Genomic DNA, 13,828 nt, shown 5'->3' on the forward strand with positions numbered 1-13,828 from the left:
AGAAAAACAAACCAAAAAATTTCCTGATTCAACAAAAACTATAATTCAATCTGAAAAAATTCTTTGGCTAAACTACTCATGAATAAAGCGGGTTAAGCATGGCTAAAAAAAGAAGAAAATGAGCAAATCCAGAAAAGTAGCCAAAAAAAAACCATCTGGCGCCCAAAGCTACCAGATGGTCAATCACACACTTACTAAACTTATCAACTGCTGGCTAATTCATATAAATTTATTGCAGTGTTAATAAATATTTCTTTCACAAGTTCATTATCATACTAAGAGGCTTAATAACCAGGATTCTGATAACTTTCTGTTTCTCCTTCCATCGCATCAATCTGGCCTTGGGGAATAGGGCGCAGGTATAGGTAAGGCTCAATATTCCGAGTAATTGTTTGAGGGGTATGATCTCCATACTCACTTCCAGCAATTCTATAAGTAGAAGCCAATTCTTCCCATTTTTGAGTTCGAATTAAATCATACCACCTTTTTCCTTCGGCATAGTATTCACGAGACCTTTCCATCAGGATATAATTTATATCAATTTCCGCCGGGGTCTGAGCTACAAGTTCTTCACTAAAATCCGCTATTCTTTCTTCATTAGCACTGTTATCCCAAATCCAATTCCCTGCTCTAGCACGGATAACATTTATAAGGTCCTTAGCTGTCATGCCTCCTTGGGTTACCGCACCTTTTACAGCAGCTTCAGCAGCGACAAAATATAGTTCAGAGAATTTAGCAATATTAAAGGGTCTGGTGCTGGCAGCATTTGGCTGTCCAAGCCCATCGCCAGTATTTGTACGGTATGGTCCTAATTTCCATAATCCAGGATAAACCACCCTACTAATATCTTGTGGTCCTATCACAAAATCAGATCGTCCAGGAAGTACTCCAGCTCCAACATTACTTCTACCTGCGCCATCTGGGTAATCTATGGTCATTTCAGGCTGTTCGTCCAGGAAGGTCAGTATTGCATCACCTGGAGAAACAGGTAATCCGTTGGCATTATATAATACGTTTTGTTCTACACCGGCCTTTGGCCAGTTCCCTCTATAAACACTGGTAAAAGTACCATCATATCGGGAATCCGTATCCTTATTCACAAAAGTTTCGGTAAGCACTCCTATTGTTGGTGCCATCCTTGTCCAGGGACGGCCTAAGAACTGATCATCCTCACGTTGAACCGAGCTAACCGTATTTTCCCAATTAGGATCCGTAGCACTTCTAAGAACAGTATAATTCCAGGTCATCATCCAACCTGCAAAGTTTTCCGGAGCTCCTCCTCCACTGTAAGTTAAGCTCGCAGCATTGTAAAATTCACTGGTCTCGGTATGATCTGCATATAAAAGAATTTCACTATTACGATCATTTTCTGCATTATTAACCGCATAAAATGTTTCCTGTAAGCTAAAAGGCCCAGGATTATTAATTCCTTCAACGGCAATATCGTAAGCTTTTTGAAAATACCACTGAGCATCATGACCATCCGGATCGGTTCGACTTGTTTCCGGGTAAGTGGGTATATTATTGGGATTCTGAAGCCACCATGCATAGGTTAAATAAGCCTTTGCTAAATAAAGTCTTGCCAGAGTTTTAGTAGCACCTCCTGTGACCCTTGGGGTTACAGGTAAATTTTCTACAGCTGTTACTAAATCAGGAAAAATAGCCTTAGTGTAAACTTCAGGTACCGTATTTCTAGTAGAGGTCCGACTGGGGTTTGTATTGAACATCAATTCCCCTGCTCCAAGATCCAGGGGTACACCTCCAAAAGTTTGAACCAAAAGGAAATAATCAAAAGCCCGGAAAAAACGTGCCTCGGCGGTTAGAGCATCAGAAATTCCAACCTCACCAGCATTCTCAATAATTCCGCTGGCCGTGTTAATATTGGAAAATGCGGCACCCCATAACACATCCGCCCTACTGTCCTGCGGAGTTATATTTCCCTGACCAGACAAGTCCATAACCAGAAAGTTCTGATCGGCACTTTGGGCATAAGTAACTTCATCTGTACCCGTTAAAGTGGTGTTATAAAAATAAGCTTGTCCATAAATATATCGCAGGTGTGCATACATGGAGGTTAATCCGCCTAATACACCCGCTTCAGTTTGAAAAAAACTGGGTTCATACGTACTTCTTGGAGTCTCTTCCAGGATTTCATCTGAACAGGACACCATTAGTAAAGCTAATATCAATACTGATATAATAGAAGCTTTAAAATTTATATATTTCATAGTTTAATATTTTTAAAATGTTAGATTCACCCCTAACAAGAAATTTCTTGTAGAAGGAGTGTTTGTACCAATGGTCAACAACCTTCTTTGATATGATGCAACTGCTGAATTTTCATCGCCATAAGAGTTGGTAACGGGATCCATTCCGGATTCATCATGATAAGGTGAAAATAAAACAAAAGCATTCTGTATGGTTCCATAGAGCCTTAGGTTTTTAAAACCGAAGTTTTCAATCCAATCCTGGTCAAAATTGTAACCAAGTGATATTGCACGCACTTTTAAATAAGAAGCGTCAAAATACCCTAATGTAGAACCGTATTTCGGGTTATCTCCACTGGTGATACCACCAGGAAGCGGGTATCGGGCATCGGTATTTTCAGGAGTCCAATAATCTACATCAATATTACCTCGTCTACCATTAAGCATATTTAGATAACCGGACGAACCGTACAATGTACTGATAAGGGTTCCTCCTTTTTGAAAAGTTCCGACAACATTCAGGTCAAAATTATTGTATGAAAGCCTTGTATTGAACCCTCCCTGAAAATCAGGCATCGTATTAATTACCTGGCGATCCTCTGGTCCAATTTGTCTTACCGGGGTTCCATCTTCATTATATTCTCCTGTATATTTTACTTTAATCATTCCCACATTTCCACCTGGTTCAAGGATATCTAAATAGGGATCACCTTCTTGCCATATCCCTATTCTTTCATAGTCGTAAATCACATTAATAGGACTACCAACAAACCAGTTATTTGCTTCATCTCTTTGCTGACCAGAAGCCAAAGCTACCAGTTCATTCTGATTCGCGTAGAAGTTAAAGCCAGCCTCCCAATGAAATCCATCAGGATTATCTATAATCACCCCATTTAAAGCAAGTTCGAAACCTTTATTTTGAGTTTCTCCAATGTTAGCAGTATAGCTCCCAACTCCAGATGTTGCCGGCAAACCTACCCCTAGTAGAATATCGTTAGTATTGGTTATGTAATATTCAGCAGTACCGGTTAAACGATAATTGAACAAGGTGAAATCCACCCCAAAGTTATAGGTAGTGGAATATTCCCAACCTAATTCAGAGTTTGGTAGTTCACTAACATAGTAACCTACAGCATAATTATCAGGTCCGAAATTATAAGGCCTTGTGCTAAGTTGTCCTAGGGTCGAATAAGGATCGATCGACTGATTTGAAGTTTCACCATATCCTACTCTTAATTTTAAGGAATTCATCCAGGATACATCATCCATAAAATTTTCGTTTGCTAAATTCCATCCCGCTGAAACCGCTGGGTAAGAATTCCATTTATAACCTTCAGCCAATCGGGAAGAGGCGTCGGAGCGAAAGGTAGCTGTCAGCATGTAACGATCATCATATTCATACATGGCACGTCCCATATAAGACATTAGCCCGCTTTTATAATACCCCTGATTAGCCGGATCAACAATGATTTCTCCAGTTGCCTGACCTAAATTATAGAACTGAAACTTATCAGAAGGGATTCCCCTTGCCGCAACACTAGAGCTATTAAAGGAAGTTTCTTCTATAGAGTATAACCCTACAACATTGAGCTTATGAACATCATTAAAAGTTTTGTCGTAAGTAATGAGGTTCTCCACCAAATACCTGGTTGTGGTCGAGTTATTAATGGAAGCTTGAGAAGGATTATCTGGGGTAGGGCTAAAAACGCCTTGCCCGGTGTAACTTCCGCCATTTGTATTTCTATAATTTAAACCAAGGTTAATCCTGTAACTCAAACCTTCAACCCAGGGCATTTTCACTTCCCCAAAAAAGTTGTTATAAGAACCAAATTCCCTACTCTTATCTATCCAGGCATCACCTAAGGCTTCAATACTTTCACGGGTATAAACCCATTGATCATCCAATGGCATGCTGATTATTCTTTTTAACGAACCATCTTCATTATATGGATTCGCAATTGGCGAACTACTTAAAACACCATACATTCCCAGGTTCATTCCGTTTCTTACTGAATAATTATTATTACTGGATAATCCTACACGTACATAGTCACCAATTTTCTGATCCAGCGTTGCATTCAAAGAAATACGTTCGAAATTTTGTGCCGGAATAATAGCCTCATCTTTCGTATATCCAAGACTGGCATTATAGCTACCTGTTTCGGATCCGCCAGAAACCCCTAAATTATGATTAACAATCATACTGTTTTCGTAATACAGGTCTTGCCAATCAGTATTCACATCGTTTGATTCATCTGGACCATTACTATAGAGACCTGCTTCCTCACGAAGAGCTATAAAATCTGGGCCATTCATCATAGGATATTCTCCGAAGACTGTTTTCACTCCGTAAAAAGCATCGTAACTAAACCGAGCTTCCTGGCCTATTTGTCCTCCATTGGTGGTGATTAACACAACCCCATTAGCTCCCCTGGATCCGTAAATAGCGGTGGCCGAGGCATCCTTTAAAATATCCAAGCTTTTAATGTCATTTGGATTAATATCATTTAATGTTCCAGCAAACGGAACACCATTTAATACAATAAGCGGATCATTGCTTGCATTCAATGATCGTACACCACGAATACGAATTTGTTGTGTAGATCCTGGCTGAGAAGAAGTTTGAGAAAGCTGAACCCCAGGAAGTCGTCCAGATAAAGATTCAGAGATGGTTGCCGATGGGACTTCCCTTAGCTCTTCTCCGCCAATGGAAGATACAGATCCGGTAACAGCTTCTTTTCTTTGGGTACCGTATCCAACTACCACAACTTCGCTGAGAGCTTCAGCATCATCTTGCATAGTTACATCAATTTCTGTCCTTCCATTTACTGGCACCTCCTGTGTAACATACCCCATAAAACTAAATCGCAGGGTAGCATCAGATGGCACATCAGAAAGGCTGTAGTTTCCATCAAAATCTGTAGCAGTACCGATGTCGGTACCACTTACAAAAATATTTACACCGGGCAATGGCATCGTCCCGTCGGTAACAGTTCCTGAAACCGTAATTTCCTGAGCGTAAATCGAACCCGTTAATACCAAAAAAACTGGCAATAACAAGACATGCTTCATACTTAAACAATAACTTAATAGTTTTTCTTTCATTTTCTCGAATATTTAATCATTTGTGTGTTAGTTTACTGAGTTCACAAAAAACTGGTTTAAAATTTTCTACAATGATAAATATACAAGAAATCATGTTTTGCGCAATCGTTTGCGTTAAAAAATGTATAAATTTCTTTAAAAAACTATAATATACAAGTTTAATATATTGGTTTTTAATGTTTTAAAAATATACATTTTAGCGAATACGATTGAGTTTAAATTAAAAAAAACAAATTTGAAGTGAAATTATATGAACCCATCTAAATTTCATCGTCATAAAAAATGCTAGGAAGTTAAAAATATGCGCTATGGAGCTCATTGTTTAGCAAGACCATAATCTAATTAATAATTGAGGATCTCTTATCTTCTTATGATGGATTCCAGCAAAAGAAACCGGGAAGTCTATCTATCCAACGGGTGCTAACATTCAAAGGACCTACTTCTAACTAATTTTCCCTTTATCCATTTAATAACATAAGAAATAACTCCATCTAATTCCAAGAAATTTTCTTGTGCAGCATCGACTCCCAATAACCGATAAATTATAAGTACAAATTGCGAGCTTTCAAACCGGGCTGCATAGATAGAAAATCAGGATAAGTCTTAAAGTTCAGTCTGCTATATTCTGCATTTTATCTCTCAGAAACCTATTTCCCTTTTTCATCTTCTATATCTGCAAATCACGAAACACTTCATAACTTAAATTATTGGTTTCAGTGTTAGAATAATATTTAAGGAACTACAAATTTCCATTAAAGAAATTCTGGTTTCACTTTACGAGCTGTTTTCCTCGCTCATTACCTTCATATTACCAACGCATTTAGATAGGACCGAAAGAGAGCGTTTTAAACCCAGCATACCCTGTTAGAGAAGTTCATTTTTAAATGGCTAAGTAGAAATAAATTTAAAGTCCTTGTAAGGATGCGCAATCGTTTGTTTAATTATTTGGATTATTTTAGAACCAATTTCAAACAAATACCATTAAACAGGGGTATATTAAATGAAGTAACTTACGAATACGATTGATTTTTTTATATTTTTACCTGAAACACTAAAAACAATTTTTAAAATGAAATTAAAACGATGCCTTTCAATCTTATTACCAGCCTTAATTGCTGTTGGTTGTAAGGAAAACAAAGAACAGAATAAAGAAAATGGAACTGTTGAAGATTCCATAGCGCAACAAGACACCATAAGATATACCTCAGAACCTCTAATTACTGATCATTATACTGCAGATCCTTCGGCACATGTATTTGAGAATAAGATTTATATTTATCCCTCTCACGACTTTGATTCCGGAATACCTGAGGATGACTCAGGAAGCCATTTTAATATGAAAGACTACCATGTTTACTCCATGGAAACACCAAATGGTGAGGTTACCGACCATGGAAAAGTGTTAGATGTGAAAGATGTAGCCTGGGCAGAAAGACAAATGTGGGCGCCTGATGCTGCTGAAAAAAATGGTACATACTACCTGTTCTTCCCTGCAAAGGATAAAAATGATATTTTTAAAATAGGAGTAGCCACAGCTGATAATCCTGCTGGTCCTTTTACTCCTAAAGAAAACCCAATAGAAGGTAGTTTTAGTATTGACCCGGCTGTATTTAAGGATTCTGATAATGAATATTACATGTACTTTGGAGGTATTTGGGGAGGCCAGTTACAAAGATGGCAAACCGGAGAATATGTAAATGAAGACTCCTATCCTGAAGATGATCAGCCTGCGGTTGCTCCTAAAGTTGCTAAGTTGAGTGATGACCTGCTAAGCTTTGCTGAGGAACCAAAAGATATTCAGATACTTGATAAAAACGGAGAGCCGATCACAACCGGTGATAACGATCGACGATTCTTTGAAGCCGCATGGGTTCATAAATACAAGGATAAGTACTATTTTTCTTATTCTACCGGAGACACGCATAAAATTGCCTATGCCACGGGCGATAGTCCTTATGGACCTTTCACTTACCAAGGGGTAATTTTAGAACCAGTTGTGGGCTGGACGAATCACCACTCTATCGTGGAATATGAAGGCAAATGGTACTTATTCTATCACGACAGCTCACTCTCTGAGGGTAAAACATACCTAAGAAGTATGAAAATGGCCGAACTTGAATATGATGAAGAAGGTAAAATTAAAACCTTAAAAAGTTACGAGGAAATTTAATAAAACTGTTTTAAAAAAAAGGCGGAACCAATAATTCCGCCTTTTTTAATTCTATCAAATACAGTTCAAGTTTGCACTAAGGAATTTCTTCATAAACATCATCATCACCACTATACTCAAACCAGTTAAATAGCGCATGATTTTCACTCTCCAGTCCATTAGAAGTTGTATAAAGACCTAATGTAACCCCAACAAAACCACCTGCAACCTTAGTACTAAGAAATTCACCGTCTTGTGTCTTACCCAACTGTTTCCAGTCGTTTTTAATTTTGTAATAAAATGTGTAATCATCCTCTTCAAACTCCAGTTTAAAATCAACCTTGTTAACTTTTTTATCTAAAACTATCGATTCCATTAATTTATCAGCTTTATATAACTCTACCACTGGCTTTTTATTTTTTACCGATAAAGCTGCATAATAATAATGATTTTCATTTTGGAAAGCGAGCAGACCAGCTTTCTCATTTTCAGCTTTGGCTTCAAAAGCAACGGAAAGTGAAGCCGTTCCCTCCAAATGCTGTTGACGGTGGCCAAGAAAACTAGGATTTGCTTTCCCTTCTACAGTTTCAGGTCGGGTTTTAAGGCTAATACCATCTGCTGCGCTCTTAAGATCGTACCACACAGTTTTAGGATCTCTTAACATTATCCAGTTTAAAGGTAGTTTCTCTTTATCAAAGCTCTCTTTAAATGTGAAATTTCCGTTTAAAGGAAATAAGTCCTCTTCTATTTTCACTCCATCCGGTAAAGGATAAGAATATTGAATTTCCTCCCCGCCCAAATCAAAAACGGGCCAGTTATTTACCCACTTTACAGGAGTTAAAAAAGTTTCTCTCCCAGTATTGTAAAGATCCCCTTCGTAAGGTCTTACAGCAAGAAAAATACCATACCAGTCGCCATTAGGATGCTGCACAATATCGGCGTGTCCCGCGGAAGTAATAGGATTATCACGGTCAGGATCGAGATGACGTTGGGTTAAAATTGGATTTTCCTTATAGGGTACAAATTGATCATTGATATCTTTAGTCCTGTAAATCATTTCTGAATGATTCACTGCAGTACCTCCTTCGGCGGTCATTAAATAATAATAACCATTAAGTTTATAAATTCTGGGACCTTCAGCCCAAACTGGCTTGGTAGAAATATCTACCCCTCCGTTGACCAAAATACGATTCTCACCTATTGTCTTTAGTTTTTTTTCATCGAATTCAATCATTCGAATAGTTCGGTGTCCAGAATACAATGGATCATTATTGGGTGCCTCACTGTTATACACCAAATAAGATTTTCCGTTGTCATCAAAAAACAAACCGGGATCTATCCCGCTAACCTCTGGGAGCCAAACCGGATCTGACCAGGGACCTGCCGGATCCTTCGCGGTCATTACAAAATTACCTTTTCCATCTACTATAGTAGAAGTTAAATAATAGGTACCCTTATTATAACTAATATCTGGAGCAAATACTGCACGGGAAGTCCCGAAACCATGCAAGTCTACCTGACCTGGTCTGTGAATCACATTCCCAACTTGATTCCAGTTTACCAAATCGGTGCTATGGAAAACCGGTATTCCGGGATAAAAAGCAAAGGTAGAATGAACCATATAATAATTTCCCTCTCCATCACTGGTGATGGCCGGGTCAGGATACCATCCCGCTAAAATGGGATTTAAATAGTTTTCCTGAGCTAAGGAAGTATTGAAACATAATAAAACTAGGATGCTAAAAAGTATTTTTCTCATAATATACGCAATCGATTGTTGTTTCAAATATACATTAATTATCATAAATATATAGTCCCAGAAAATAAGGTCAATAATTATTTATCAAAAACGAATCTTTTCACGCAACATTAATGAAATGTTTCGTAATTTTGTTGCATGAAATTAGCCTAAATTGATGAAAAAGAAAAAAGAAGTTACCATTTACGATTTAGCCAAAGAGCTAAATTTTTCTCCCTCCACGATTTCCAGAGCTTTAAACAATCATAAAAGCATTGGAAAAAAAACCACTAAAAAGGTTCAAAAAACGGCAGAAGAGTTTGGTTACCGACCCAATGCTCTGGCAGCAAGTTTGAGAAATAACACTACTAAGACCATCGGAATCATGATGTCGCGAATTAATCGCCCATTCCAGGCTTCTTTAATTACAGGGATAGAAAAAACAGCCCGGAAGTCTAATTTCAATGTAATTATCACACAATCCGATGATAAGTATGAGAACGAGGTCAAAAATGCTAAAGCATTGTATGACGCACGCATTGGAGGTCTAATTGTTTCTTTAGGAATGGAGACCCAGGACACTAGTCATTTCGATCAATACGTAAAACAGAATATTCCTATAGTTTTTGTAGACAGGGTGCCCGAGAGCTTTAATTCGTACCGAGTTATCATAGATAATTATGCAGCAGGTTACCGTGCCACAAAACATTTAATAGAACAGGGATGTAAAAGGATCGCCCATTTCGCAGGAGCCCAACATGTCAACGTATACCATCTCAGGAAAAAAGGCTATCTGGATGCGATTAATGAACACGGACTTCAGGTTGATGAAGAATTAATTTTAGATCTAAAAACCCTAAGTTTTGAAGAAGGTAAAAAAGCAACCAAAAAATTATTAAAGCTTGAAAATCCTCCTGATGGAATATTCTCGGCCAATGATACGGCTGCAGTAAGTGCTATTTTGTACGCCAAGGAAAAAGGAATTAAAATTCCACAGGAACTCGCAATTATTGGATTCAATGATGACCCTATCTCTCGAATTGTTGAGCCAACGCTCTCTACTGTCTCTCATCCGGCTATAAAAATGGGTGAAATATCCACCAAAAAAATTTTAGAACACGCAACTCGTAAGTTAGATACCGCGGTATCTGAAATCACCATGTTGGATACCGAGGTTATTGTAAGAAACTCCAGTAACAGAAATTTAAAGTAGCCAACAATTAAAACCCAAATAATTCAGGAAGCCATAGACTAAGAAAAGGGAATATGATAACCAGTACTAAAGCGATCAGCATTCCCACGAATAACGGTAATAATGGCTTAACTACCTTTTGAATGGTAGTATTGGCAACTCCTACCCCAATAAATAATACGGAACCTACTGGTGGTGTACATAGACCGATACATAAGTTAAGAATCATTATCACTCCAAAATGTACCGGGTCTATACCCATAGCTGTAACAACAGGTAGAAATATGGGAGTAAAAATTAAAACGGCAGGAGTCATATCCATAAATGCTCCTACGAACAATAGTATTAAGTTTATTAAAATCATAACCACTATTGGATTATCACTGAAACTCAATAAACTTGCTGTTACTTCCTGGGGAATATTTTCATAGGACATCACCCAGGACATAGCAATAGACATAGCGATAAGAAGCATCACTAAGGAAATTGTCCCTACAGATTCTACCAGTACCCTCTTAAGTTTAGGCAGGTTTAGTTCTTTATAAATAAAGGCCAGAATAAGACAGTACACTACCGCCACCGAAGAAGCTTCTGTAGCAGTAAAAATACCACCAACTATACCTCCTATAATTATAATTAATAAGAGTAAACTGGGTAGGGCATCAAAAAAAGATCGAACGATATGTCCGATAGAGCTTCTTTCTCCCTTTGGAAAGCCCTTTCTCTTAGCCCAAATTAAAGCAATGATCATCAAAATTAAACCCGTGAGAATTCCTGGTAGATAACCTGCTAAAAATAATGCCCCTATACTTACTCCCCCACTGGCAAGGGAATAAATAATAAATATATTACTGGGGGGGATTAAAAGACCAGTTGTGGCAGAAGTCACATTTACAGCTACCCCGTATTCCTTAGTATATCCTTCTTTCTCCATTCTCTCAGACATAAAACTCCCAATGGCAGCCGCAGCGGCACCAGCAGAGCCAGCGATAGCCCCAAACATCATGGCTGCAACAATATTCACGTGAGCCAATCCTCCTGGCAGGGCCCCTACGAGAGATTTGGCAAATTCTATCAATCTTTTTGCAATCCCGCCACTATTCATTAAATGCCCGGCGAGTATAAAGAATGGAATAGCCAACAAAGAAAAACTATCTAAGCCAGTAGCCACCCTTTGTGCAATGGTTGTAAAGGCTGCAATAGTATCTATACTAAACAACAAGGTCAAAACTGAAGCTATACCAATACTCCAGGCAATAGGAACCCTGATTGCTACCAGTACAATGAAACTAAAAATAAGGATAAAAATTTCCATGCTATTTTTGCTCTTTTAATTTTTTAAAGGTTTGACGCATCTGCACGGTCTTAAAATAAATGATCATTAATCCTGAAATAGGCAGGACCAGGTAAACAAAACCAATTGGTAAACCTAATGCCGCAGAAGTCTGTTCAAGCTTGAAGGATACATATACATACCGCCCACCACCTATTATAAAAATAGCCGTTGTAAAGAGAATAATGATTAACTGTACTATTAAATCCAGATTTAATTTCGTCTTTATGCTTAGAAATTTCGGAAGCAAGTCTATGGTAATATGTGCGTTTTTACCAGAAATATAAACTGCTCCAAAAATACTTACCCAAATCAGCATATAACGCGCCAACTCATCTGTCCAGGAACTCTGATCTGCCAATAGATAACGACTGCATACCCCCCAAAGAACACTTAATAACATAATAGCTATCAGAAAAACCACCAACCATTCCAAAAACCAATTCAGCTTTTTACTCATCCTCTAAATTTTTAATTTGCTGAATAATATTATATAAAGCAGGTTCTTCCTTTTTTAGGTCTTTAATAATTTGATCGCTTTCCTCCTTAAATAATTCCTTATTTGGATAGGTAATCTCAACTCCTTCCTCCTTAATAGCTTCTAAAGCTTTAACTTCGGCCAGTTCCCATAATTCTCTTTGCTTTACTGCAGCTTCATCTGCTGCCTCCTGAATCCATTCTTTTTCCTTTGCCGAAAGCTTATTGTATATCTGCGTACTCATCACCAGGATATCAGGCACTGCGGAGTGTTCATCCAATGAAAAATTTTTACAGATCTCATAGTGGCGTGAACTGTAAAAACTTGGCAGATTATTTTCAGCACCCTCTACAACACCTTGTTGCAAAGCGGTATAAAGTTCTCCCCAGGAGACCGGGGTAGGCGAACCTCCCAGGCTTTTAACCAAACTAATTGCGGTGGGACTTTGCATTACCCTTATTTTAAGACCATTTAAATCACTGGGGGTTTGGATAGGGGTGTCCTTGGTGTAAAAAGACCGACTACCTGCGTCAAAATAAGTAAGTCCTCTTAACCAGTATTGCTCCCCTTCTAAAAGTAATTCCTTACCAAGATCGCTATCATAAAATTTATAGCGATGCTCTTTGTCTTCAAATATATAGGGATACCCGAACACACGAAGTTTTGGAGAAAAATTTTCCATAACTGCCGAAGAGACCTTGGTCATAGCCAAGCCTCCAAGTTGTAGCAATTCGAGACTTTCTCTTTCAGAACCTAATTGTCCGCCGGGATAAACCTCTACTTTTAATTTTCCGTTAGATTTTTCTGCTACGCGCTTGGCAAAAAACATCAAAGCCTGGTGTACAGGGTGATCCTGACTTAAGCTATGAGCAAGTTTTAAAGATTTTACATTTTCTTTCTGCTCACAGGAAGCAAAAAGAACTAGGATCATTAATATTTTTAATAAAAACTTCATACGGACCTTATTTCAGAAATTATCTGCAAAACCCGGAACACATTACTCTCAATGGTTTTAAAATCGGAATTTTTAACTGCATCCATCGGAATTAGTGCTGACCCCATTCCAACACAAGTCACCCCTGCCTCAAACCAGGCTCTTAAATTTTCCGTATCAAGACTTACACCACCACTTGGCATGACTGAGGTCCAGGGTTGTGGCGCTGTTATAGCCTTCACGAAATCGGGTCCTAAAACGGCAGCTGGAAACAATTTTACTATTTCACATCCTAATTCTTCGGCAAGACTTATTTCTGTTAAAGTACTACAACCCGGAAGGTAAAGCACTTTTCGTCTGTTGCATACTTTTGCCACATCTTTCCTTATCACCGGACTAACCACGAATTCTGCGCCCAGGTTTATATAAAGACCTGCGGATCCGGCATCGGTCACTGAGCCAACACCAAGTATCATTTCGGGACAATGTTCCCTGCAATACTTGACCAGGCTTGTAAAAACCTCGTGGGCTAACTCCCCGCGATGGGTAAATTCGAAAAACCTTGCGCCTCCTTTATACGCTGCATAAACCACTTCTTTAACGAGTTCCTCGTTCTGGTTATAGAACAACGGTACAAGCCCCGAATTCTTCATTTCTAGGGCAATTTCTGGCCTGGATAGTCTTTTCATAAT

At 38.4% G+C, this 13,828-nt stretch carries 9 protein-coding genes; 2 read left to right on the forward strand and 7 right to left on the reverse strand.

What is annotated here, in order from left to right:
* Positions 1 to 284 precede the first annotated feature (284 nt).
* Positions 285 to 2,228 (reverse strand): RagB/SusD family nutrient uptake outer membrane protein, encoded by a 1,944-nt coding sequence (locus DET49_RS04520; protein ID WP_133546911.1) that lies wholly within the window; start codon positions 2,226 to 2,228, stop codon positions 285 to 287.
* A gap of 12 nt (positions 2,229 to 2,240) precedes the next feature.
* On the reverse strand, positions 2,241 to 5,312 hold the full coding sequence (locus DET49_RS04525) for a SusC/RagA family TonB-linked outer membrane protein (protein ID WP_133546912.1): 3,072 nt from the start codon (positions 5,310 to 5,312) through the stop codon (positions 2,241 to 2,243).
* A 1,069-nt stretch (positions 5,313 to 6,381) separates the two neighbouring features.
* Here DET49_RS04525 and DET49_RS04530 point away from each other — a divergent pair.
* Positions 6,382 to 7,482, forward strand: a complete 1,101-nt coding sequence (locus tag DET49_RS04530; protein WP_133546913.1) for a glycoside hydrolase family 43 protein — start codon at positions 6,382 to 6,384, stop codon at positions 7,480 to 7,482.
* Between the two features lie 76 nt (positions 7,483 to 7,558).
* Here DET49_RS04530 and DET49_RS04535 read toward each other — a convergent pair whose 3' ends face one another.
* Positions 7,559 to 9,220: a glycoside hydrolase family 43 protein gene (locus tag DET49_RS04535; RefSeq protein ID WP_133546914.1), complete on the reverse strand. Its 1,662-nt coding sequence runs from the start codon at positions 9,218 to 9,220 to the stop codon at positions 7,559 to 7,561.
* A 157-nt stretch (positions 9,221 to 9,377) separates the two neighbouring features.
* Here DET49_RS04535 and DET49_RS04540 point away from each other — a divergent pair, with 157 nt between their 5' ends.
* On the forward strand, positions 9,378 to 10,412 hold the full coding sequence (locus tag DET49_RS04540) for a LacI family DNA-binding transcriptional regulator (protein WP_133546915.1): 1,035 nt from the start codon (positions 9,378 to 9,380) through the stop codon (positions 10,410 to 10,412).
* 7 nt (positions 10,413 to 10,419) lie between these two features.
* On the opposite strand, the gene DET49_RS04545 is transcribed toward DET49_RS04540, so the two are convergent.
* Genes DET49_RS04545 through DET49_RS04560 form a run of 4 tightly spaced genes read right to left on the reverse strand, consistent with a single transcriptional unit; the run spans position 10,420 to position 13,825 of the window.
* A complete protein-coding gene (locus DET49_RS04545) occupies positions 10,420 to 11,706 on the reverse strand; it encodes a TRAP transporter large permease (protein WP_133546916.1) in 1,287 nt (428 codons plus the stop codon).
* A gap of 1 nt (position 11,707) precedes the next feature.
* Positions 11,708 to 12,184 (reverse strand): TRAP transporter small permease, encoded by a 477-nt coding sequence (locus tag DET49_RS04550; protein WP_133546917.1) that lies wholly within the window; start codon positions 12,182 to 12,184, stop codon positions 11,708 to 11,710.
* Entirely contained in the window at positions 12,177 to 13,157 is a 981-nt protein-coding gene (locus DET49_RS04555; RefSeq protein ID WP_133546918.1) for a TRAP transporter substrate-binding protein, read from the reverse strand. The genes DET49_RS04550 and DET49_RS04555 overlap by 8 nt, the downstream gene beginning before the upstream one ends.
* Complete coding sequence (locus tag DET49_RS04560) at positions 13,154 to 13,825, reverse strand: bifunctional 4-hydroxy-2-oxoglutarate aldolase/2-dehydro-3-deoxy-phosphogluconate aldolase (protein ID WP_133546919.1); 672 nt, start codon at positions 13,823 to 13,825, stop codon at positions 13,154 to 13,156. Before DET49_RS04560 ends, DET49_RS04555 begins: the two co-directional genes overlap by 4 nt.
* Between the last annotated feature and the right edge of the window lie 3 nt (positions 13,826 to 13,828).

Origin of the sequence: Salegentibacter sp. 24, assembly GCF_004362395.1 — a bacterium.
Lineage (GTDB): Bacteria > Bacteroidota > Bacteroidia > Flavobacteriales > Flavobacteriaceae > Salegentibacter.